The following is a 23,373-nucleotide window of genomic DNA, read 5'->3' on the forward strand; positions in this document are numbered from 1 at the left end:
ACCTTACGGCAAGAGGCGTTAGAATAAGAGAAAGTTCATTTTTTTTTTTACTAAAAAATGAACTCCGAAACTTGAGTATTAAATACCTTTTTAATAACCAGCCAGGCTTTTTAAAAAACACTCACAATTGTTTAATCATCTCAACATGCCTTGGGTCATCAACCAACCAAACCTTATCATTAAATGAGCAAAGTATTAGTTTATTATCGATTAAAGACTCAAATGGGCATTATGGTGTTGCAAGTTGTAATGCAACCGATAACCTAAGAGAAAATGCCGCTCAAACTGTACTTAAAGCCATTGCTAATGCAGGCCAAATTGGACTCGCGCCCAAAATGGTCTGGTGCTTTCAAGTTCCAGGTAATGAGGAGCTAGTTTTGCAGGGAATTCAAGATGCAATCGGCCAGCGTATACCTGTTTTTGGAGGAAGTTGCGCCGATAACGATATTTCAGCCAAGTGGTGTTTTAGCGATACTGAAAATGTATACCAACAAGGTTTTATTATTGCGGTGTTATACCCCAGTGTAGAAACATTCGGCTTTTATAGTTCAGGGTATGATAAAACAGACCAGCAGGGTACAGTGACAGACGTTGACGGGCGCATATTAAACACAATTGATAACCAGCCCGCCTTTGATGTTTATAATCAATGGCGAAAAAACATAGGATTAAACGCCTTAATTTCAGGAAATATTCTTGCACAATCAACGATGACACCACTGGCAAGAGCCCTTTCCTCCGATGATGATATTCCTAGGCTGTTGCTAAGCCACCCAGCGGTAGCAAAAAATGGCACGCTAGAATTATTTTCAAATTTAAGCGTTGGCGATACTATTTATCTTGCTTCGGGAAGCCCTGAACAATTAATAAAACGAGGCGATATGGTCGTTTCTGCACTAACCAAACTGGCAGACTTACATGCAATAAAAAATATAAAGGGCGCTATTATTATTTTTTGTGGCGGCTGTATGCTGTCAATTAAAGACGCCATGCAAGAAGTAAAAGAGTCTATTGCAGCACAATTACCCAACACCCCATTTATTATGGGCTTTACCTTTGGAGAACTTGGTACATTTAGTGATTCAACAAGTAAACATGGTAATTTAATGATTTCATGCGAAATATTTGGTGATTCTGTATGACTACCAACGAAATATTATTAGAAAAACTGCATTTATTACAGGTTCATAATTTAGCACTTGAGGAAAACCGTGCTTTTAATAGCCTGATTCTAAACGGCTTAGATGCCATTTTAAAGAACGACAGAACTGAAACCTTACTCACTGAGTTTTTTGATATTTTGCAGCAAGCCATTGCTTTTTCTGCGGCTATTTTAATTAAAATAAACCCCAGCAATGAATTATCTACATTAGTTACAGCATCGCACCCACAAAGTGATGAAATAATTACCCAACTCAAAGCACTAAATAAACCCAATAGAGACATTAAAAATGTATTTAACTTACACCAACTTCCTAATTGGCAAGTAACCGATCCTTTTTGGCATTCGCAGCATGCAATGCTCACCACCCCAGTAAGTACCAGTACAGAAAGCTACCAGCTCTATATTTTTTCAGAAACAATTGGCGCATTTAATCAGTACGATATTACTTTAATGCAACGCTTTGTCAGCTTTGCAGGGAATACAATTTCACAATTTGAAAAACGAAATTTACTTGTTAAACAAAAAGAAATGGAAGAAAAACAAAGTAACATTGAACAAGTGTTAATCAACTCTGAAAAAATGGCTTCGTTAGGGCAAATGGCGGCAGGCGTTGCACACGAAATAAACAACCCTTTAAGCTACATTGTCAGTAATATCCAAAATTTGGCTTACAACCTTGAGCAATTTAGTCATTTAATTAACGCACTCAAAGCAGAAAAAGCCATAGCGCAGCAAACATTAGCAGATACGCTACAACATTATCAATTTGATGAATTACAAACAGACTCAAGCGATATCATTGCTGAAATGACTGAAGGAGCTGATCGTGTTAAGGAGATTGTTCAAGGATTAAGGCAATTTGCTCATCCGGATCAAACCCAAATTGGCGATATTGATATAACCGAGCTCATTGATAACACGTTACGTGTTGCCTGGAACGAAATTAAATACAACGCCAACGTTGAAAAACACTACGACACAGAACCCGTTATCATCACAGGACGTTCGACCCAGCTCTCTCAGGTGTTTTTAAATTTATTTTTTAACGCCGCTCAAGCCATTTGCGACAAGGTTGGTGTCATCAGTATCACCACTAAAGCCGATAAAAAAAATGCCTATATAACTATTGCCGATAATGGCAGTGGAATTGATGAGGACAAATTAAATAAAATTTTTGACCCCTTCTATACTACAAAACCAATAGGCCAAGGCACAGGGTTAGGGCTAGCTATAAGTAAAGCAATTATAGAGCAACATAGTGGTCAAATTCGGGTTGAAAGCCAGTTAAACCAAGGTACTGTTTTTTATATTACGTTACCTAAAAAGCCCACATTAACTGACGACGTACTGACCATATTACATGCCAACAAACAAATTGAGTAAGCTATGTCACACTCTCGATTTTGCTTAGATTCGATTTTATTTAAATAAGTACTCATCTAAATTACAGAGAATTACAGTAAAAATAGATGCAAACTTCAACACAGCGTTACCTTATTTAATCCTAACAACAATGATTTGCGTATTGTTCAAATAGTATACTTGGAAACGGCTTAAATAAATCAGTTGTTTACAACCAAAGCTTAGACTAAATTTAGCCATACAACTCACTATCTTATTGGTAAAAAAATGACGGACATTGATGTATTAGAGCAATTAAATGAGCAGCCGCCGAGCATTTTATGCCTGGATGATGAGGCTAATGTACTCAAATCTTTAGTACGACTTTTACGCCAATATAAATTTGATGTGAGTGTTTCAACCAGTGGCCATGATGCTCTTGAAAAAATGCAAAAAAAACAGTTTGATGTCATCATCAGTGACATGCGTATGCCACATATGAGTGGGGCGGAGTTTTTAGCTAAAGCGAGAAAAGTTGCCCCCGATAGCCAGCGTATTTTATTAACTGGTTTTTCTGATTTAGAGTCAACAATTAGTGCTGTTAACGAAGGAGGCATTCACGCCTACGTGCAAAAGCCTTGGCAAAACGATCACTTAATTAGCGTTATCCAATCAGGCGTCGAAAAGTTTAGACTCAAAAAGCAAAATGAGATTTTACAGCGTCATGTAAATCAGCAAAATGGACAATTAAAAGAGCTGAATACTAATCTAGAGCAACTCGTCGACAAGCGGACAAAACAAATAAGAAGCGTATTAAAAAAACTTGAAGTCGCTAATGAAAGTGAAAAAAGAGAGCATCAATCGACTGTTGAACTGCTTTATAATTTTATCAATGCAAACCCCTATCTCGATGGTAAAAGAGCAGAAAATATAGCCGGTACATGTACTCAAATAGCGCGTTACCTTAATATTTCTCAAAAAAGTATTACGCTTGCGCCTATTGCTGGGTATTTGGCTCAAATTGGTTTACTTGCTATGGACCCTGAGCTTTACAACAAACCTATTAACGAGCTCAATGAGGTTCAAAGAAAAACGTTTTACACCCACCCAAGTATTTCACAATTAATACTCATGCCTGCGACTCATTTAAGCGATGTGTCTGATGCAATTTACCACCAATTCGAACGCTACAATGGCAAAGGTATTCCCAAAGGACTTGCTAAAAACGATATTCCCATTGGTGCTATGGTGCTCAGTGTTGCTCGTGACTATTGGGAGGGTTACGAGCAAAGTGAGCCGTTACTTACAACAAAACAACGCCATCAATTTGCGCTCAATAGTATTAAATCAAACAGTGGCAGCTTATATCATCCGCGTATTGTCGATGCACTTGAAGCCAGCCACGCTAAACTCATTGCTTCTGACAGCTCTATTGGTTCAATAAAGGTGATGAGCGCACAAGAACTCGAAGAAAATATGACATTGGCAAACTCACTGCACAGCCATACAGGTATTATGCTTTTGCCTAAAGGACATATTTTCAATACGAAATCGATTGTTAAGCTACAACAACTCGAAGCCAAAAAACCGACCCCATTTAGAATTATGGTTAAAATGGCTAAATGATTGATCTAAAATACTCTTTTATTCGTTATACTAAGCCTAAATAGATACCTCTAAATCCATTGCTTGAAGGAGCACAACGTGTCGCGATTTTCTGCCGTTACCGACAATCCCCACGACGGGCGTTTTAACCAAAAAACGGGAATACTACTGACCAACTTAGGTAGCCCCGATGCCCCAACAGCAAGTGCATTGCGTATTTACTTACGTGAGTTTTTGTCAGACCCTCGTATCGTAGAAATACCGCGTATTGTGTGGATGCTTATTCTGCATGGCATCATTTTGCGTATACGCCCAAAGCGCTCAGCTAAGTTGTATAAAAGCATATGGACTGAAAATGGCTCACCACTGACCCACATTACACGCCAACAAAGCATTAAATTAAATGCCTTATTAAAACAGCACGGCTATACCAACACCGAAGTGGTTATGGCGATGCGCTATGGTAACCCATCAATCGAAGCGGGCCTTGAAGAGCTCAGAGATAAAGGCTTAACCCGCATTATTGTGTTACCACTTTACCCACAATATTCAAGTCCAACCACAGGCTCAACATTTGATGCCGTGGCAAATGTATTAAAAAAATGGCGCTGGGTGCCAGAGCTACACTTTGTAAATGGGTATCACAAAAACCCAACCTACCTAGAGTCGCTTGCTAACAGCATTAGCGAAGATTTAGAAAAACACGGCATGCCACAAAAAATGGTGTTTTCATATCATGGTATGCCTAAACAGTTTTTAGATAATGGCGACCCCTATCACTGCCTATGCCAACAAACCACCCGTTTAGTGGTAGAAAAGCTAGGCCTAGACAAAGACAAAGTGATCACCACTTTCCAAAGCCGTTTTGGTAAAGCTGAATGGTTAAAACCTTACACAGATGCAACTCTTGAGAGCTTACCTGGCGAAGGAATTAAAGATGTGGCTATTATCAGCCCTGCCTTTAGCGCCGACTGCCTAGAAACACTTGAAGAATTAGAAGGTGAAAACCGAGAGATTTTTGAAGAAGCCGGCGGCGAAAAATACCGTTATATAGCAGCGCTTAACGACCGTGACGATCACATAGACGCCATGTTTGATGTGTTAAAGCCAATGCTATAAAAGCGGGAAGAGCAGCGGTTAGGTTTTAGCTGTCAGCGATCAGCAAGAGATTAGCCAAGTGCGGTGATCGACTGTAGGCGTGAGTTTACCTCGCGCGCACAGTACCAAACCCGTTGCTCGACACCCGATCCCCGCACCTAACACCTAAAATCTGCTCTTAGCTCTTACGTGTCACCATTAACGTGAGTGCTCCTGCTATTATCCCCCAGCATGCAGAGCCGACTGACCATAATGTTAAATCAGAAGCCGTAACTAAAAAGGTAATAATGGCCGCCTCTGTATATTCAGGACTGTGCAAAGACTGCTGCAAACTATTAGCGATGGTGCCAAACAGTGCAATACCCGCTAACGCCAATACCAGTGCCTGCGGCAGGCTTGCTACAATCGCCACTAACATTGCGGCACACAGCGCCATAATAATGTAAAACACCCCACCAGCAATACTCGCCCAGTAGCGTTTATCGGGGTTTTTATCGGCCTCTTCGCTCATACAAATAGCAGCCGTAATGGCCGCTAAATTAATTGAATAAGTGCCAAATGGCGCGGTTACTAAATTTATTAACCCGGTCACAGTTAATGACGATGATATAGGCGCTTTATAGTTATGCGCTTTTAAAATAGCGAAACCGGGTAAGTTTTGTGAAGTCATAGTTACTATATACAAAGGAATACTAATACTCATAAATGCCTGCAAACTAAAGCTTGGAGCAATATAAGCAAAGCTGCTTGCCTGCCACTGCACGGTGCTAGTATCGATATTGCCCATATACCAGGCTAAAAATATACCCGCTAACAATACACTTAGCATTGCAAACCGAGCAAAAAAGCGCTTGCCAATAAAGTACACCACCACCATTAAACCAATCACTAATGGCAAGTCGTTCATAAAGTTAAACACATCAATGCCAAATGTCACTAATACCCCCGCTAACATAGCACAGGCCAGTTCACTGGGAATACGGTTCATGATTTTTTCAAACCAACCAGTAATGCCAGACACCAGCACCAATAAGGCTGATAGCATAAATGCGCCTATCGCTTCATGTAAGCTGTAGCCCTGGGCACTTGAGATCAGTAATGCTGCACCGGTAGTCGACCATGCAATTAAAATGGGCACCTTATAATAAAACGACAGCACAATAGACGTACCGCCCATTACTAGCCCCAGCATTAATATCCAGCTTGCCACAAGTTCAGGTGTACCACCTAAGGTGATCACCACTTGATAAATCAATGCAATAGAACTTGAAAAACCAATAATGACCGCAACAAGTCCTGCCATAATTCGACTAAGAAACTGATCAGTCCCTGCCATAATTCCCTCTTTTAATAGGTGTTTAACGATACAACATACTTTGCCTATTTATACTTTGCAATTAGCCCTTTGAATAATGAAAAATGATCACGTTACTAAAAAATTTTATTGGTCAGTTTTGCTTGTCAAAATCGGTGTGATTTAAAAAACACACACGTACCCAAAAACATGCCACAGGGTGCGCCATTACTACAAAAAAGCCATCCTATTAAACCAAAAAGGTATACCTAAAAAAGGTAAAGCAAATACTTACAATAAGTTATAAAAAAAGCAATTACCACTTTATGGTTACAATTTAAATTTGATCTAATTCTTTTTTTAAGATAAAACTTAACAATTAGTTCACCATTTAACCTAAAAGAGAAACAGATGAAACGTTACATTGTTTTAACTATCGCTATTCCTTTGTCTGTATTTGCCTTGTATACGCTGCTTAATGATCAGAAAAAAACCGATGAGGTAGAAGCGCCCATTGCTATTGATATCGTTCCTGTTGATTCTGAGTTTGTGAAAAAAATAAACACATAACCCATCACCCATTGATATGAGTAAAGACCCTATTGCAGTAAAATCCGCTAACATTGAATCAAACGTACCTTCAAACTCATTTGACGCAATTAATAAACCTTCAGCAAAGGCTAAAGAAATACTTAAAGCGGCAAAAGTACTGCCAACCGATTTACAAAATGAAGCCTACATAGAATTTGATCTAGCGGCGCTAAAAACCCTCAAAACGGGTGATAATTTTGACCTTGCAATACCACAAACCGCAGAAACCTACAGCGCTGAAATAACCAATGTTACCCGTGCCAGTAACGGCGATAAAAGCATTGTTGGTCAGGTTATTGGGGCCAATGGCGCAATGCACACCACCATATTAACCGTTGGCAATGATGCGGTTTACGGTCAATTTACAGCCCCAAGTGGTAATTATGTTTTTGAAAGTAAAGGTCAATATGGCTGGATTGCAGCTAAGCGTGACCTATATAAAACACATATAGAGCATCAGGTTGGTGAACCTGCACCAAAAAATGCGGATGACATAGACCCATTTGCACCTCGTGCTGAAAACACGCCCTCTTTTTAAACAAACCTGTCAACGCAGGCAACAAGACCTAGCAGTAAACACTGCAATCGTAAAAAGTAAGGAAATACAACAATGAAAAAAGTAATTTCAACAGCCGCTATTGCAACGGCGCTATGTGCGGCCAGCACAGTGTCAGCAGAAACCATTGATATTGGTATTTTATATACCGATCAATCTGCAGCAGCTACCAGTAATATCAATACCAAAATTAATCAGCTTATTGCTTTTAGTAACCAAGTATACAGCCAAAATGGCGTTGACATTACGCTACGTTTAGTTGGGACTCAAAATTTAGGTGACTATGCAGTAACCCCTTCTGAAGATTGGTTAAATGCCGTCACAAATAGTAGTTACGTAGATGGTTTACGCAATGATTGGAAAGCCGACATGGTTGCCGTACTCGGTACAGGCCAAAGTGCAGGTAACGGTTTAATTTCATGTGGCTTAGCATGGGTTGGCCAAGGCACAAATGGTAATTTATACAGCTCAATGAGCAGCCGCATGTACTCAATCACCGCAATCGATTGTGGAGCCACAACCTTTGTTCATGAGCTTGGTCATAACCAAGGTTTAGCGCATTCACGTAAGCAAGGCGATACAGCCGGTGGTGTATACGTTGATGGCATGGGCCACGGTGTACAAAATGAATTTGCCAGTATTATGGCCTACCCATTTGTATTTGGCAGTGCAACGCAGTACGACTATTTCTCAAACCCTAACTGGAGCGTAAACGGCATTCCATTTGGGGTGACCAATCAGTCGTACGCCATTCGTACCGTTACCGACACAAAAACCAGTATCGCTAACTTTAAATAAGCTCAATGCTGAATAATAAATTTATTCTCAAAATTCAGCTTAAATAACAATGTAAACATGGGTTAATAACCCATACAAACCAATTAAGTTTCCCTTGCGGAGCGCCTCGGCGCTCTTTTTTAATGATTAATCATTTTCTGTTTTATGGCAGGGAGTAAGGTTTCACCATCGCTATCCACTTTACTCATTAGCTTTAAACCCATCACCTTAGCAAGCACAGGGTAAATATCTAAATTATTCACTCGCTCAATGCTCATCCCTTTTTTAAACGCCGGCCCGGTAGCAATAAATGTCGCTGCCATATCATCGGTATAGGCATAGCCATGCGTTCCTAAGTAAGGCACTTTAGCACTATTGCTAAATACCGCAGGCGCTGTTGTTTGTACCACAATATCGCCCACACGAGTGCCTTTATTATAGTGATATCCTGCAAGCTGCTCCTCTGTTAGTACCGTGTAGCGTCCTTTTGCTGCATGTTGTAAACGGGCTTTATAAGCCTCAACATCTGCATTTTTAGCATCGCTTTTAGTATAAATAAGTAATCGAGGACCGGTATTAACAACCATAAAATTATCATCTTTAGGTAAGCTGCTCACAACAATGCTCTGCTCAGGCTCAACTTGTGCCATACCATGATCAGACACAATCACCAGATTTACCTCTTGCTCTAACTTACTCAAGCGGGTTTTTAATTGCCCCATCAGCGCATCTAGCTGTTTAACGGCATCACGCGTTTGCACCGCATCAGGGCCATATTCATGTCCCATGCTATCCACTAACGAAAAATAACTCGCCACAAAACGTGGGCGCTGTGCTTTAGGTAAGCTTAACCATTGAATGATTTGATCAATTCGGTCTTGGTAGTCACCTTGTTTAGAGTAGTGAAAGTAATAATCAGGCGTCATACCATTAAAGCGCGCATCCGACTCAGGCCAAAAGTACACCGCCGATTTAAGCCCATGCATTTTAACTAAATTCCACAGTGGCGTGCCGCTTACCCACGTGCTGTCTTTTTGTCCTTTCCCCATGCTGTAGCATTCATTATTACGCGCTTTGTCGCAAAACTTGTTATCTACAATGCCATGGTTAACGGGTAGTAAACCAGTAATCACCGAAATATGATTTGGAAACGTTTTAGTGGGGTAAACTGGCTGCATTTTTTGTGCTCTAACCCCTTGCTCAGCCATTGCTTTTAAATTGGGTGCACCGTGCTTTTCAATATAATCCCAACGCAAGCCATCAATTGAAATCATCACTACAGTTTGCTCTTTGGCTGCAAACGCATTACTCATCCCTAATAAAAGGCAAAAACAGACTGCCTTTGTGATCCACAACTTCATTTTAAACACCTATAGATGTATGTTAATTTTATAAAAAATAATACTAAAGCAAGTTGTTACTTTATGATACATGCTGATAGATTAAAGATGGCTCACTAAAAAATATAACTGTGCACTTAATAAGAGCCCAACGTGCAAAATTAAAGGATTGCCATGATCGACTTCAGCAGCAAAATCACCCCAGCGCGTATGCAGCGCACGACGGCCAATTTACAAATGGCGCTTGAGAGCGATCGTGGCCGAATTATTAATAGTGCAGCCATTCGTCGGCTGCAACAAAAAACCCAAGTATTTCCGCTTGAACGCAATGCAGCCGTGCGCTCGCGCCTTACTCACTCATTAGAAGTACAACAAGTTGGTCGATTTATTGTGCAGCGTGTTTTTGCCAACTTAAATTACCAACAGCAAAAAGAATATGGTTTATCAGGCTTAGAACGCCCGCTAGAAACCCTAGTAGAAATGGCCTGCCTAATGCACGATATTGGTAACCCGCCATTTGGTCACTTTGGCGAGGCCGCCATTAATAATTGGTTTAATGCTAACTTGGCCAGTATTACGCCTGAGCGTTGCCAAACAGCCAATAGCAGTATAGGCGTTATTTTTAAACATTTAGCGCAAGATATTTGCAGTTTTGAAGGCAACGCCCAAGGCATACGTATTATTCACTCATTGCTCAGCCTAAATTTAACCTACAGCCAAAGTGCGGCAATTTTAAAGTACACCCGCCCTGCCAGCTTAGCGAAGCAAGATATCCCACAAAATAAAAACTACATTATGAAAAAAGTGGGCTACTACTACAGTGAAAAAAGCTTTGTAGAGGCACTGCAAACTGAGCTCAAAATGGAGCCGAATTGCCGCCACCCAGCCAGTTACATAATGGAAGCCGCTGACGATATTTCTTATTGCTTGGCTGACATAGAAGATGCGGTAGAAAAAGACATAATCACCACACAGTTATTATGCGAGCAACTAAAAAAGCAGTATCAAAAAGCGTTAATTAACTTAGCTTTAAACGACACCCAACATCAAAGCTTTGTTGATGATGCAATTAATTACGCAATTGAACGCGCGCAAGCACAGCCCTTTAATTTTAATAGTGAATTTTTTATTTATTTGCGTGTATCGTTACTGCACCCATTAGTAAATCATGCTGCTAAACGCTTTATTGAAAACATAGAGCCAATTTATCATGGTGACTTTAACCATGCATTATTAGAAGACCGCAGCTACCTGCATGCAGTAACCCAAGCCCTAAAACAAGTGGCACTTGAGCATGTATTTTCTCATAAAGAGGTCGAAAAGCTCGAACTACAAGGCTACCGTATTATTAACGGCCTACTAGAATGCTATAAACCGTTACTGCAATTAACTAGCGACAACTTTAAACGCGCACTACATGGCGACAACCGTTTATTAATAGAATCGAGATTAGTTAAAAAACTCTCTAAAAAACATTTAAGTAGCTATCAGCACGCTATAAATGCCATGCAAGAAGAGCCCGACCACTTTGCAGCTTATGAGTTTTATTACAGATGTAGACTCATTCAAGACTACATAAGCGGCATGACCGACCAATTTGCTTACGACGAGTACCGCAGCTTAATGGTAATTGACTAATTTAGGCTTAGCGCGCGAAATTGCTAAGCCCTAGATAATTTTTTACTTTACGCTTAAAATTAGTGCATTGATGCTTAACCGCTTTTGAGTTTTATGAAACCGTTACTGAGTTGCTTACTTTTTTGTTTTACTTTGTTTTATAGTGCCAGCAGTGTCGCTTACAACGAAGCGATGTGCATTCTTATAAAACAAGAAATGCAGCAATATAGTGACGACAAAACTAGCCGTAAGTACCGTAACGCCGCTCGCGACTACAAAAAAAACTGCAGTAACCCGGCACGTACTCAACCAGCAACAAAGCCTAAAGCGCAACCCATTATTGAACAACCCATCCCTGAGATTACAAAACCGCAAGTAACTGAGCCTGTTTCATCTGTTGTAAATGCCCCTATTGCACAGAGTCAAACCCAGTCATCACTTGCACAGCAAAGCGCAAAATCAAACGTTGAACAAATAGTAGCAACAGCGTCTGACCAAGATACTGAGCAAAGTATTAAACATACTCAAAGTACAACTGTTCCAGCATCAGCAATTACAGCGACAAATAAGTCACAAAGCAACAAAACAACAAATGATCAGCCTAGCATTGATACAACCACGCAAAACAACACAACTCCAGCAGTTACAAAATCAACAGTAGAGCCTTTACAAACGGCCATGCCGGTTACCGTAAATGCCACAGAGCAAGTTAACGGTGTTGCCTCATCAATCCCTAAAAAATCAAATATGTTGTCGCTAGTATTACCCAGTGTGGCGCTACTCTTAGTGGTAATAATTGGGGTTGTTGTATTAATGCGCCTACGCCATGTTAAGCAAAATAACGAGCCTGCCGATACCAGTATGCCACTAGCTGCTCCCCCTACAAAGTGCGATGACAAGCAAAGTAGTACTGCTATTGATGAATCTAAGACTCTTGATACCAGCAAAAGCGAGCCAAACGCAAACGAAGTGAGCACAGCTAAAGTAAAGCAAATCCCGAATACCGCAGAGTTTGAAGCCGCCGCTAAAGCCACTTTAGAACGGATAAAAAATGCCACCGAGCATGCAGAGCCACAAGTAAGAGACTTTGATCCCGAAGCCAAACCAATCAAAAAACAGCGCAAGCCGGTTAATCAGCCTAGCGAGCCTGTACCAGCGACTAAAAAAGAAGCACCTATTGCAGCTGAGCCCATTTCACCTCAACAACCAAAGGCAGACTTGCATTCGCCTAAACAACCGCGCTCACCGTTAACACCATCTACCGAGCACGACTTTAAAGAGCCTGAAATACGCACCTTCGATCCCAACGCCCCCTTACCCACTAAAAAAAGTGCGATAAAACCAGAACAAGTAAAGGTATCGCCAGTTGAACCCACTAAGCCTGATATACCGCCACAAAGCAGTAACCCATTTGCTAACTTATCGCTTGATGAAAGTTGGGATCCAAATTCACCACAAAAACCGAAAGTGGAAGAAAAGCAACGCACCCCTAAATCACAAGCACTAATTGAAGCTGAAGAGCGCGCAAAAAACATGCAAACAAAAGAATAATAGAGTACGCTGTACTTATTAAAAGGTGGCTTTAAATCTAATACCAATTCGCCTAATCAAGTGGTCTGTTTTGAGGCAGGAAAAATGTGTTGATAGCTAGGCAAAAAATTTGCTATTTAGTTGTTCTCAGCAATTGCTCCTGCATTGCTCTACCTTCTGCATCCATGCAGTCGTAATGAGAGTTTTTTAACGCAGGTAGCGACACGTTTAGCCCCGTAAAATGATTAAGTATTATTGCCGACTGTTCTAGTTTAAGCGTGCATTCAGTTTCACTCACTACAATAGTCTACTTTTTAAACAGCACCGGTCACAACCTAATGGCTAAGAAGGAGTAAACTATACATATGCATGTGATGTTATCAGCTAAATTAAGATACCTTATTTTTACCGCATCTTTTTGTCTGATGGCTTTAGTGAGTGATTACAGTAACGCAATTGAAGCAATTCAACCCAAAAACGAACAGCCCACACATACCACTACTTTAAATATAAGTACGGGCGAATGGCCGCCTTTTTTAAGCGAATCGTTGCCTCACAAAGGCGTGGTTGCGCATTTAATTACCGATATATTTGCACAAGCTAACATTAAAGTTAACTTTACCTTTTTACCGTGGCCGCGTGCCTACCACGACACCATTAATGATAAATACGCAGCCACTGCCGTATGGATGTTTGAACAACAACGTACTGAGGATTATTTTTACAGTGAGCCAGTGCTAAACGAGCGTTTTGTATTTTTTTATCATAAACAACGCCCTTTTGATTGGCAAAATCTAAACGATTTAAAAGGCTTATTACTAGGAGGTGGGCTTGCCTATAGTTACGGCAAAGAGTTTGATAAAGCAGCTGATGAAGGCTTGTTCGATATGTCGCGAGTAAGTACCACAGAGCAAAATTTTCAGCGTTTAGCTATGGGCCGCATTGATGCCTTTGCCGAAGAGCAAAGCGTAGGCTATCACATATTAGCAGGGCAAAAACCGACAATAAAAAATGGCATTGTGCACCACCCAAGGCCACTATTAATCAATAAAAGCTTTGTGATGTTCCCTAAAAATAACCCACTCAGTGAACAGCGGCTTGAAATATTTAACCAGCAATTACTTAAATTTAAACAAAACGGCCGTTATCAAGCCTACTTTGATGCGTTAGATAATGGCGCTTATCAACCCACAAATAGCGCCCTGGCCGACTAACCTGTAGGCAGGACTTTATGCCGCGCGTTTTATGTTTGGAACGCGGGTTTCGGGCTACGAGCTAGGTTTTAGGTTTTAGGTTTTAGGTTTTAGGTTTTAGGTTTTAGGTTGATACGACCCCGATAAAGTAGACACGGGTTTTTAATTCATTAACTCGTATTGCATGGGACTCACATTTCCTAGCGTGCCATGCATTCTTACTGAGTTGTAGTAGTTTTCGATATAAAAGCGACTTTGTACTGTCATTTCACTACGACTCAGTTCATTTAAATTGTTCATCCATTCTTTTTTATACTGAGCAAAAAAGCTTTCTGAGCAGGCATTATCCCAGCAATTCCCTTTTCTCGACATGCTAATTGTTACCTGTCGGTTGTTCAACCACGATATTGTTTCTTTTGCACGATACTGGCTGCCTTGGTCTGAGTGAAATAATAAGCGACTTCCATCAGGTTTACGTGCATCCCATGTTTTTTTTAACGTTCTAATCACCAAGTCTGCGCTGTTAACTCGACTTGTTGCCCAACCAACGACTTTGCGTGAGTATAAATCTAAAATTACACATAAATACTGCCAACCCTCTCTGCAACGAACTTGCGTTATGTCTGACACCCATACCGTATTGGGTTTATCAACACTAAACTCACGACCCAATAAGTTTTCTGCAGTGATATGCCCCTGCTTTTTTCCGCTACCGGTATATCGGCGTTTACCCGCGGCTGAGCGGTAACCCATACTCTGCAGTAATCGCTGCACACGGCCTTTACTACACTCATACCCATTGTCTATAGCGGCTTTCCACAACTTTCTGTAGCCCGGAATACAGTGCTCATCACTACTTACTTTTTTCAAAAACTCAAGCAATGAGTCGTTTTCTGACGCACGTTGACTTAATGAGTGCTTTAGCCATTTATAATATCCTGCTTTTGATACTGACAACCATGTGCATAATTTTTTAATCGTTTTCTTAGCTGTCGCAGCTTGGTGAATATACTCAAACCTTATTCTTTTCGGCTGTCCAAGTAGGCCTTCGCCTTTTTTAACATATCGTTCTCCAACTGCGCATCTTCCAATTGCTTTTCAAGCTTACGCACTTGGCGCTCCAAATCTTTATATGACTTATCAGGGCCTTGGTTTTTAATTGGGTTAGATGTACTTTTTGACGTCATTTGTCGTCTCCATTTAGATAATAAGACAGGGTTAATACCCAGCCGATGCGCTATTACATTAACAGTATCTGGAGAGTCTAACGATTGTTCAACTGCTTTTATTTTAAATTCAATTGAATGACTACGCCTAGTTTTGATTTTCATAACACTTATTCCTTAAATAAGTGTCCACTTTTATAGAGTCGTATCAGGTTTTAGCAAAAGAACGAAGCCCGTTGTCTTCTTTGTGTTCAAATAATTTTTAAGTGATTTATTCATAAAGAGGTTATGAGGCGCTGCGCTTTTAGAGGAAATAAAAAAGCCAAATATTATTCTGTAGCAGCGATTTAGCATCGCGTATTTATAGGCTTTTGCATTTTACCCGCGCCTCGCTGCTCGTCGCTCGAAGCCCGTTGTCTTCTTTGTGTTCAAATAGTTTTTAGGTGATTTATACACCGCAGAGATTATGAGACGCTGCGCTTTTAGAGGAAATAAAAAAGCCAAATATTATTCTGTAGCAGCGATTTTATATCGCGTATTTATAGGCATTTGTATTTTACCCGCGCCTCGCCGCTCGAAGCCCGCGGCCTTCTCATTCCCGCTTTGTGGTTCATAAAAGCGTCAATTAATAAATGATCACTTAATCAGTCATTAAACCACTAATGACTGCTTTATTAGCCTTTAACTTATAGAGGGTATTACGCTTTCTAAGCGTTTTATGTCAATATCACTGATATTAGCAAAACGTTTAAGGTGCGCTGGCCACTGGCGAGTATAGCTCTCAACCTCGGCAATTATTTTTGTTGCTTGAGCCTTGTTGAGGCCGAAGCGTTTGGCTTGCGACAGTAAATTATCGATACTAGCATATCGGCCATCATCACCAAGCCCTATGCCATGCTGCTTTGAGTTATTAATAGGGGTAATATCATAAGCGGGGCTCATACGCCACGTTTGCCCTGAAAAGTGATATAAAAATGCATGATTTCGGCTGTGATCATCGGTATTACCAATAAATACGTTAAATACCATTCGCTTGTAGAGCTCTGTAGCATCAGCAGCGAACTCACCTGTGTGGTGGCGAATAAATTCAGCCAGTTCACCGTAGCTATAGTATGTTGCTAAGTCGCTTATCGCGACTTTTGGTTTTTGTAATAAGCTATTGGCGCTTAAAAAGTGATGAGTTTGTAAGTCATCGCTTACATCAAAACGTTCAACTAACAGAACATCGCCATTTTCTGTTTCATGAATACGGGTATTTGCAGTGCGAATCCCCAATTCATTAGCCATACACATAGCGCCATGCTCAGCCCTAGCTAAATTAAACAAATCGTCTTGACGATTAAACTTTGCCAAATAAAGTTTTTGGTCAATTTTCACAGAGGTTTTAGGTCTTGCTCCCCCCATACTTTGACCAAATTCAAAGGCTTTTTTTGCTTCTTGTGAAATCGTTTTATTGGCGAGCAAATCGTCCTTTGCTTGATCTAACAAGGCTAAATCGGCTAATGTATTTTTATTAGCTTTATGTTTTGATGCGCTGCGCGACAAACTAAATACCAAGGCGCCAACACCATACCCAGACCCTGCGAGTAAAAATTCTAGCTCATTTTTTGGTTTGGTATTATGCAGCGACAGTATAAGCTTACGCCCCCACGAATCAGCTCCCGCATCACTTAACACCCCAAACACACCTTTATTGGCAGAATAACTAACGATGCCAGGCTGTAATGGTAAATGCAGCGGATCGAGCGCAAACGCATCAGAGCGCGCAAGGTAACTTTTACCATAATTAAACTCACCTCGGCCTGTTTGTGTATTTAACTTAAAAAAACCACAAATTACCGGGCTGTCTTCCAAACCGTCAATAAATACATAAGCTTCAGAAGTCATCGTTAATCACCTGAGTTTTATTGCTTTTACGTTGTCTTGCATTATAACCGCCCACATCTGCGGCAAGCTCGTTAATTTCATCCAGCAATGAGCCTTGCAATTGAAGTACAACAAGGGCTTCAAACAATATATCGCTTTTTACTACCTCCCCTTGCTCAAGCTTTTGTACCGTGGAGCGAGATACACCAATCATTTTAGCGAACGTGCTCTGGGTATAAAGTAAAGTACGATGCTGGCGAATTAAATCACCCAATCGACGCGCCAGTTTTAATGCTTGTTCAGATCTCATAAATGACTACCTAATCGGTCATTAATATACTAATGATTAGTTTAGCGGTATTTAATATGATTGCAATATTATTTAAATAGATACGAAATGAGTTTCGAGCTTCGGGTAACGAGCCGCGAGCGACGGGCTATAAATTCAGACTAGCGCCTAGAACCTCTTTGTGAATAAATCACTTAAAACCATATATGCACAAAGAGAAGACAGCGGGTTTCGAGCAGCGAGCGACGGGCTATAAATTCAGACTAACCCCTAGCGCCTAGAACCTTTTACCTATTCCCACCATAATCGTTAAGCTTGCTGACGCGAAAAGCACCGCTTTTAAATTAGGTTACTTTCACGCCATTATTTGCCTCAAAAAATGAGGCAAATAGCATACTTAATTGCCTCACCTTAGTGTTATCGTGTTTGAAATAGTAGGGCTTTGAATTACAGAACCAAGATAAAAGCTTTAAGCTTTTTAAAGTCATTTGGCTATTTTATAACGAGTACTGCGACCGCCCGCTGAGGTTTTCTTTATATAATCCAGTGTTTGTAAATCTGATAAATGACGCGTCGCCGTCGCGCGACTTACCTTAGCCACTTTTTGATACTGACTTGCACTGATACCCTGCTCAAATTGGCCATCAAGTAATTTATTAAGCACTTTTACTTGTTGCTCATTTAGTCTAGTTTGATCTTTTTTAAACCAATAATTAGTTTTAGAGACAGTTTGCTCAATATTCTTCAGGGTAGATTCAATTGCTTTATTGAGCGTATTTAAAAACCAGGTAATCCACTGTGTAATGCACAAATCACCACGCTGTGTTGCCTCTAAGACCTCGTAATAGCCTTTTCTATCTTCTAAAATTGCCACCGACATCGCATAGAACCGTATCGACTCTTTATGCTCTTGAGCAAGCGCTAAATCTGTAATAAGACGCGTAATACGCCCGTTACCATCTTCAAGCGGGTGCAAGGTTACAAACCACAAATAAGCGATAGCAGCACGAATAAAAGGGTCTTCGTGTCGATCATTATAACCTGCATTAAACCAATTAAAAAAAGCAGCGAGTTCGTTTTCGATAACATCTCTTGGTGGAGCAGTAAAATGTAATACGGGTCTATCTAATCGCCCTGATACAACTTGCATTGGCTCGTTGCCACGTAATTGACCGCCCGCTATTTGAGTAAATAATCCTTTTTCACCTGCAAACAATAAACGATGCCAATTCAACATACGTTCTAACTCAAGCGGTGTATCGGTGTTATTAATTGCATCCAACATGATCTCTGCAAGATTATCGCTTTGCACTGTGGTTGGATAAGGCTGCTCATCAATGTGGAGTTTTTTAGCTAGTGACGAACGTACCGAAAACGCATTGAGTTTTTCACCTTCAATTGCGCTTGAATGAATAATATTAGCCAATAAAGTATCAAGTGCTTGCTGTTTTTGCTGCGTACTTTGCCCATCCATGCGACCAACCAGCACACCTTGGTTAAAACAAAGCTTTCTCAACAACGGCGCAAGCTGTTTTTCATCCCACGTAAAGTTCGGCCAATCTTGTTGTTGCCATATCCACATAAGCGTTTGTCCTAAAATAAATTAGTTACAGTCTACGCCATATAATCGCCTCATACAATGAGGCAATTAAGACACTTAATTGCCTCATTGTATGAGTTTGTGGACTTGTGCAAACCCTAGCGCCCTTTACCATTAACTTAGAGCGTTTGACCTTTCGTTTCAGCGCAGCGTCTCTTAATCTCTTTGTGAATAAATCACTTAAAACCATATTTGTACAAAGAGAAGACAGCGGGTTTCGAGCAGCGAGCGACGGGCTATAAATTCAGCCTAGCGCCTTTAACCTAAAACCTTTTACCTATTCCCACCGTAGGCGTTAAGCTTGCTGACGTGAAAAGCGTAGCTTTTAATGGCAAAACCCGATCTCCGCAACTCGATGCTCGTCGCCTTTGAGCAAAGTTATTCAAAAATATTCCTGATATTTTTGTTGGTTATTCGTCACCTCTCGGCGCTCTGAGCATTAGTGTGTGGTGATTGTGAAAAAACAGCGCTTTTCAAATTTGATGGTTAAAGCTCAATATCATTCAAAACAATCTTACAAAATGATTTGAATACATCAAATGCTTCTTGCCACACCAATTTATGACTACCATAAACCATTGGAACAACATATTCATTAAAACGCGTTTCATAGAGTGAGTTCGCTTGCAATACATCTAAGGCAAACTTAAGTTCAATAATCGGTTCTGCCATAAATTCTAAATGCTGATTACCGTAACGGGTAATATCTTCTGCTATGACTTTTTTGACTAAAGGCACCACACCTGATGCATCCGCCAACCCAGCGTGTTGAATATAATACGTATCATAAATATGGCGAATTAGCGCAGGATCATCGTCTCTTTTATTATCACGTGCAAAGCTCGCTGTGCGCCTAAGCATAGACACTAACTTTTCAGCTTGTGTACTCTTAATACTAGAAAAATCCATCAGCGGCACTTCTGGTGCCTGTTGAGTTACCTCGTTCACTAAAGAAGATATATTGCGGCTATGTACATTATCAAAAAGTAACGTTTCAATAAGCTCTAATTTAATAAACGGTCGTAAGCATGGGGCTTTTGAATGGGCTTGAGGATAGCGAATATCAATTTGTTGATATCGATATTCATCAAAAACAGTTGGAGTATTTTCTACAGAAAAATAATCATGTGAATTAATTGCAGCAATTAACTGTAAGTGGAGCGCTTTTCTAGCCTTTCTTCTTTTAGTTTTAGACGTGTTAGCAGTTAAATCTTTAGGAATGATTTATATATCAACATCTTCAGACATTCGATGAGTTTTAATGCCTGACTTTGTTAATGCCGTACCACCTGAAAAAACTAAAAAATGCGTATCAAAAGATAACTCACAAAGTAGCTTAAGTAATGCAACTACATAGTAATCTTTTTCAACAATGGCAGGGTTACCCATACCAAGAGCATCCGCTACATCTAAAAATAAATCACTATCAACTCGCATTTATAGCGCTGTTATTTACAACAATTTTACGCTTAAAGCGGCTATTGGTCATTATTTTAAATGAAGCGGGAACTTGTAAGCTTTCACCATTAAGACTGCGTTGTGTAAATTCATCGAATTGATACTCAACGCCCAGTTTCTCAATAGCCTCTAAAATGACACCATCTGCACCCGCAGGTGATGCTGGCATTAACTTACCAGTAATGCGATTTTCTCGCGCTTTAGTATAAAGCCCATAACCAATACGTAACAACTGGCCACTATCTACCAGCTTTTTTAAAACACGGCCAACTTGGTCGTAACCTGCAATATCAGCAAAATCAGCGCGCTCAAAAACATAACGCTTAGAGCGGTTTATTCTTGTGGTTACTTTACTTGCTATTGTCATATTAATTACTCTCGTTGCTTAGATAAAATATAGCAAACATACGACATCTAAACAATGCAAACATACGACATTGAAATGATCGCGTTAAATTATCATAGTAGTTAATTTCACCATAGGAACCAGCATTAGCTATAATTGCTTTAAAACGAATTTACCACCGAGGGTGGCGGGATACGAGCGGCGAGCGGCGGGCAACCCCCCAGCACTTCCTTGTAGGTCGTCATTTATGGCGACAATGTCTAATATTGAAAATTGACGCGCTAAAGCACGACCTACATTAGACCCTTTGTGTCTACCTCTAAAACGCAGTGCCTCTTAATCTCTTTGTGAATAAATCACTTAAAACCATATTTGTACAAAGAGAAGACAGCGGGTTTCGAGCAGCGAGCGACGGGCTATAAATTCAGACTAGCGCCTTTAACCTAAAACCTTTTACCTATTCCCACCGTAGGCGTTAAGCTTGCTGACGTGAAAAGCTAGGCTTTTAATACTCAAAGCCCGCTCCCCGCAACTCGACGCTCGACGCTCGACGCTCGACGCTCGACGCTCGACGCTCGACGCTCGACGCTCGACGCTCGACGCCTTTATTTATACATGTCGCGTTGGCGACGGCAACCAAAGTGTGATTTGTCTTTAAATCAACTCTGCTGTAAATAATTCATCCGTGAAGCTGGGTTACTGTCGGCATCCATGCCTTCACTTCCTCATGCTGCAAAGCTGCGCTTTGGTCATTCGTCACCTCGGCGCCCCGAGGATCACACTGTTTCCTCAATTTAAATTAATGATATGAACGTAACCGCGATGAAATACGTCCTTGTGTAAGCATCGCTTAACGCGCATTGCCTAAAGGGATTTAGGTACTTGGAATTTGTCGGGAACAGAATTCCGCCATGCGCTGCTATTACTCATCATTAATTCAATTTCGGGTGTTATCACGAGGGATTTAACTCAGCACTCGCCTCCAAATTTGTTGTTGCTATTGCTATTAGGTATATTGAGTTATCTTAATTATTTGGGTAACTTAAATGGCTAATCAAAGTCAACAAGGTAGATGGCTATCGAGTATAGAGGCTATAAAGCAACTGCAATTAACAGCACAATAAATACAAATAGAACGCGCCATTTTGTGCTCAACATCTTTATCGTCGCTTATTCCACTGGGCTTCAAATAAGCGCTTTTGTTCACCACGGTATTCACTGCACCACACGAAATCGGATGATTGCATTCCTTTTGAACGGCATCGCTTTGGTAAAGTATAAAATTCAGACCACGCAGCCAGCTTTTCAGGATCGCTATAGCTGTCACTATGCAATTTCATATTAGGCACCCGCGAGTGCAATAACGCATTATTACTTGAGCTGTAAGCCGAAGAGCTTTGATAAGTTCGATTGGTTTGTTTGGGTTTATCACAATGCTTTGCAAGTTCTTCAAATAAAGATTTGAACCGTGCTTTTAACCGCTCACCTTCTTTTACCTTATAGCTTTGACGCAACCGTGAACGTATTGTTTCGCGTTCTTTTACAATACTATCGCAATGCTCTTGCGAGTATTGCTCGTACGCTTGCGGGAGAGAAGTAAATACGCAAAGTAGTATCAATAAAATCCATTTAATCATTATTTATCCCTAAATTGAGTGCTGTTTTTCCTTTGGGCGCCTAGGGTGAATATAGAGGATTGAATCTAAAATAGAAACAGATAGTTTAAGCAAATTGTTAAATCATGCCTGAGCGCAATTGTTGGAGCCGTTTGTGATGAGAGTTTGTATCTACTTTTTAGTTATATAGAAATGACCCCTACAAATTTTTGCCTGTTTATTATATTTGTAATATAACTTAGCCATTTGAAAGTATTGATCTTATTTTCATAAAAATTTGTGTATCATTGTAAGTAATTAAACTTTTTTAGGTTTGCACTTGATAAAAGTGCGATATTTAGCCTTATATGGAAATAAATATATGTTAAAAAAACTTACTATAACTGCCACTTTCTTATCCATTTTATCTGGTTGTACTATACAAAATTCATTCCCTGTGGAATACCATAAAAAAACAATCGAAAATGTAGAGGTTAAAAACATCGACTCTATTGGTGTAACCCAATGGAGAGATAAAAGAAACCTTGCCACTGTTAAAGATGAATTAGCAGAAAAAGCAGTTATGCGAATGGGCCCTGCAACAATCGGCATGACAAGTGATGGACAGGAATTTGTTAGAGTTGCCGACTTTATAAGAAATGCCTTTATTGATGAACTTCAATCATTAGGTGTAAATGCAAAAAAGATTGACATAATACCCGCATCTAGCGAAGCGAAACTACTAAGTAATATTGCAATAAATAATCAAGTTGAAATGTTAATTTCTGCAGACCTGATGAGTTTTGATGTTAATTGTCATGGTGCATGGACTTTAGACTGCAATAGAAATGTATCTTTTTCACTTTCATTAACCTGAGATCTGGTTAAGCCAACATTAGATTATTACTCTCTAAAATTTCAAGTTCTTGCGATGTTAAATCTAATG

17 protein-coding genes and 2 pseudogenes are annotated in these 23,373 nt (G+C 40.2%); 10 read left to right on the forward strand and 9 right to left on the reverse strand.

Annotated features, from left to right (window positions below; genetic code table 11):
• From AAEY57_RS14865 to hemH, 4 genes are all read left to right on the forward strand, one after another.
• On the forward strand, positions 1-1,142 hold a 1,142-nt coding region (locus AAEY57_RS14865; protein ID WP_350608133.1), incomplete at its 5' end, for an FIST signal transduction protein.
• Positions 1,139-2,548 carry a sensor histidine kinase gene (locus AAEY57_RS14870; RefSeq protein WP_350608134.1) on the forward strand — a complete coding sequence of 470 codons (1,410 nt, stop codon included), beginning with the start codon at positions 1,139-1,141 and terminating at the stop codon, positions 2,546-2,548. The genes AAEY57_RS14865 and AAEY57_RS14870, both read left to right, overlap by 4 nt.
• Before the next feature lie 246 nt (positions 2,549-2,794).
• A complete protein-coding gene (gene nosR, locus AAEY57_RS14875; protein WP_350608135.1) occupies positions 2,795-4,132 on the forward strand; it encodes a response regulator c-di-GMP phosphodiesterase, NosR family in 1,338 nt (445 codons plus the stop codon).
• A 78-nt stretch (positions 4,133-4,210) separates the two neighbouring features.
• On the forward strand, positions 4,211-5,230 hold the full coding sequence (gene hemH / locus AAEY57_RS14880) for a ferrochelatase (protein WP_064663630.1): 1,020 nt from the start codon (positions 4,211-4,213) through the stop codon (positions 5,228-5,230).
• A gap of 157 nt (positions 5,231-5,387) precedes the next feature.
• Here the strand turns inward: hemH and AAEY57_RS14885 are convergent, their stop codons facing one another.
• Positions 5,388-6,545: a benzoate/H(+) symporter BenE family transporter gene (locus tag AAEY57_RS14885; RefSeq protein WP_350608136.1), complete on the reverse strand. Its 1,158-nt coding sequence runs from the start codon at positions 6,543-6,545 to the stop codon at positions 5,388-5,390.
• 369 nt (positions 6,546-6,914) lie between these two features.
• On the opposite strand from AAEY57_RS14885, the pseudogene AAEY57_RS14890 reads away from it, so the two are divergent.
• Together AAEY57_RS14890 and AAEY57_RS14895 are read left to right on the forward strand one after the other, a co-directional pair.
• Positions 6,915-7,632 (forward strand): annotated as a pseudogene (locus AAEY57_RS14890) (protease inhibitor BamI-like protein).
• A 72-nt stretch (positions 7,633-7,704) separates the two neighbouring features.
• Positions 7,705-8,448 carry a M12 family metallo-peptidase gene (locus AAEY57_RS14895; protein WP_024602595.1) on the forward strand — a complete coding sequence of 248 codons (744 nt, stop codon included), beginning with the start codon at positions 7,705-7,707 and terminating at the stop codon, positions 8,446-8,448.
• A gap of 119 nt (positions 8,449-8,567) precedes the next feature.
• On the opposite strand, the gene AAEY57_RS14900 is transcribed toward AAEY57_RS14895, so the two are convergent.
• A complete protein-coding gene (locus AAEY57_RS14900; protein ID WP_350608137.1) occupies positions 8,568-9,788 on the reverse strand; it encodes an alkaline phosphatase family protein in 1,221 nt (406 codons plus the stop codon).
• A gap of 153 nt (positions 9,789-9,941) precedes the next feature.
• Here AAEY57_RS14900 and dgt point away from each other — a divergent pair, with 153 nt between their 5' ends.
• From dgt to AAEY57_RS14915, 3 genes are all read left to right on the forward strand, one after another.
• Entirely contained in the window at positions 9,942-11,405 is a 1,464-nt protein-coding gene (dgt, locus tag AAEY57_RS14905; RefSeq protein WP_138561251.1) for a dGTPase, read from the forward strand.
• Between the two features lie 93 nt (positions 11,406-11,498).
• A complete protein-coding gene (locus AAEY57_RS14910) occupies positions 11,499-12,935 on the forward strand; it encodes a hypothetical protein (RefSeq protein WP_350608138.1) in 1,437 nt (478 codons plus the stop codon).
• Positions 12,936-13,279: 344 nt separating this feature from the next.
• The gene (locus AAEY57_RS14915; RefSeq protein WP_350608139.1) at positions 13,280-14,128 is read left to right on the forward strand and encodes a substrate-binding periplasmic protein; all 849 of its coding nucleotides are present in this window, start codon (positions 13,280-13,282) and stop codon (positions 14,126-14,128) included.
• Between the two features lie 141 nt (positions 14,129-14,269).
• On the opposite strand, the gene AAEY57_RS14920 is transcribed toward AAEY57_RS14915, so the two are convergent.
• The 7 genes and pseudogenes from AAEY57_RS14920 to AAEY57_RS14950 all read right to left on the reverse strand — a co-directional run bounded on the left by AAEY57_RS14920 (position 14,270) and on the right by AAEY57_RS14950 (position 22,469).
• Positions 14,270-15,438 (reverse strand): IS3 family transposase gene (locus AAEY57_RS14920; protein WP_350608140.1). Its coding sequence is split into 2 segments (ribosomal slippage): positions 14,270-15,171 and positions 15,171-15,438, totalling 1,170 coding nucleotides; the frame shifts between segments, so codons are not numbered across the junction.
• 516 nt (positions 15,439-15,954) lie between these two features.
• Positions 15,955-17,160: a type II toxin-antitoxin system HipA family toxin gene (locus AAEY57_RS14925; RefSeq protein WP_350608141.1), complete on the reverse strand. Its 1,206-nt coding sequence runs from the start codon at positions 17,158-17,160 to the stop codon at positions 15,955-15,957.
• Positions 17,150-17,449, reverse strand: a complete 300-nt coding sequence (locus AAEY57_RS14930) for a helix-turn-helix domain-containing protein (protein ID WP_004589614.1) — start codon at positions 17,447-17,449, stop codon at positions 17,150-17,152. The genes AAEY57_RS14925 and AAEY57_RS14930 overlap by 11 nt, the downstream gene beginning before the upstream one ends.
• A gap of 463 nt (positions 17,450-17,912) precedes the next feature.
• Positions 17,913-19,010 carry a Fic family protein gene (locus AAEY57_RS14935; RefSeq protein ID WP_350608142.1) on the reverse strand — a complete coding sequence of 366 codons (1,098 nt, stop codon included), beginning with the start codon at positions 19,008-19,010 and terminating at the stop codon, positions 17,913-17,915.
• Positions 19,011-19,514: 504 nt separating this feature from the next.
• Positions 19,515-20,465: pseudogene (locus tag AAEY57_RS14940) on the reverse strand (nucleotidyl transferase AbiEii/AbiGii toxin family protein).
• The gene (locus AAEY57_RS14945) at positions 20,455-20,853 is read right to left on the reverse strand and encodes a DUF6088 family protein (RefSeq protein WP_008113525.1); all 399 of its coding nucleotides are present in this window, start codon (positions 20,851-20,853) and stop codon (positions 20,455-20,457) included. Before AAEY57_RS14945 ends, AAEY57_RS14940 begins: the two are co-directional and overlap by 11 nt.
• 1,139 nt (positions 20,854-21,992) lie before the next feature.
• Positions 21,993-22,469 (reverse strand): hypothetical protein, encoded by a 477-nt coding sequence (locus tag AAEY57_RS14950; protein WP_138627603.1) that lies wholly within the window; start codon positions 22,467-22,469, stop codon positions 21,993-21,995.
• 340 nt (positions 22,470-22,809) lie between these two features.
• Between AAEY57_RS14950 and AAEY57_RS14955 the strand changes: the two genes are divergently transcribed.
• A complete protein-coding gene (locus AAEY57_RS14955) occupies positions 22,810-23,304 on the forward strand; it encodes a hypothetical protein (protein WP_350608143.1) in 495 nt (164 codons plus the stop codon).
• The last annotated feature ends 69 nt before the right edge of the window (positions 23,305-23,373 follow it).

Origin of the sequence: Pseudoalteromonas sp. MER144-MNA-CIBAN-0113 (assembly GCF_040308965.1) — a bacterium.
Classification (GTDB): domain Bacteria; phylum Pseudomonadota; class Gammaproteobacteria; order Enterobacterales; family Alteromonadaceae; genus Pseudoalteromonas; species Pseudoalteromonas tetraodonis.

What these genes read in the sequence shown, in the direction of transcription:
- AAEY57_RS14885 (WP_350608136.1), bottom strand. Translation starts at nt 6,545, where the DNA reads ATGGCAGGGACTGATCAGTTTCTTAGTCGAATTATGGCAGGACTTGTT.
- AAEY57_RS14945 (WP_008113525.1), bottom strand. Translation starts at nt 20,853, where the DNA reads ATGACAATAGCAAGTAAAGTAACCACAAGAATAAACCGCTCTAAGCGT.
- AAEY57_RS14910 (WP_350608138.1), top strand. Translation starts at nt 11,499, where the DNA reads ATGAAACCGTTACTGAGTTGCTTACTTTTTTGTTTTACTTTGTTTTAT.
- dgt (WP_138561251.1), top strand. Translation starts at nt 9,942, where the DNA reads ATGATCGACTTCAGCAGCAAAATCACCCCAGCGCGTATGCAGCGCACG.
- AAEY57_RS14915 (WP_350608139.1), top strand. Translation starts at nt 13,280, where the DNA reads ATGCATGTGATGTTATCAGCTAAATTAAGATACCTTATTTTTACCGCA.
- AAEY57_RS14895 (WP_024602595.1), top strand. Translation starts at nt 7,705, where the DNA reads ATGAAAAAAGTAATTTCAACAGCCGCTATTGCAACGGCGCTATGTGCG.
- AAEY57_RS14935 (WP_350608142.1), bottom strand. Translation starts at nt 19,010, where the DNA reads ATGTGGATATGGCAACAACAAGATTGGCCGAACTTTACGTGGGATGAA.
- AAEY57_RS14900 (WP_350608137.1), bottom strand. Translation starts at nt 9,788, where the DNA reads ATGAAGTTGTGGATCACAAAGGCAGTCTGTTTTTGCCTTTTATTAGGG.
- AAEY57_RS14950 (WP_138627603.1), bottom strand. Translation starts at nt 22,469, where the DNA reads ATGATTAAATGGATTTTATTGATACTACTTTGCGTATTTACTTCTCTC.
- AAEY57_RS14955 (WP_350608143.1), top strand. Translation starts at nt 22,810, where the DNA reads ATGTTAAAAAAACTTACTATAACTGCCACTTTCTTATCCATTTTATCT.
- AAEY57_RS14870 (WP_350608134.1), top strand. Translation starts at nt 1,139, where the DNA reads ATGACTACCAACGAAATATTATTAGAAAAACTGCATTTATTACAGGTT.
- AAEY57_RS14930 (WP_004589614.1), bottom strand. Translation starts at nt 17,449, where the DNA reads ATGAGATCTGAACAAGCATTAAAACTGGCGCGTCGATTGGGTGATTTA.
- nosR (WP_350608135.1), top strand. Translation starts at nt 2,795, where the DNA reads ATGACGGACATTGATGTATTAGAGCAATTAAATGAGCAGCCGCCGAGC.
- AAEY57_RS14925 (WP_350608141.1), bottom strand. Translation starts at nt 17,160, where the DNA reads ATGACTTCTGAAGCTTATGTATTTATTGACGGTTTGGAAGACAGCCCG.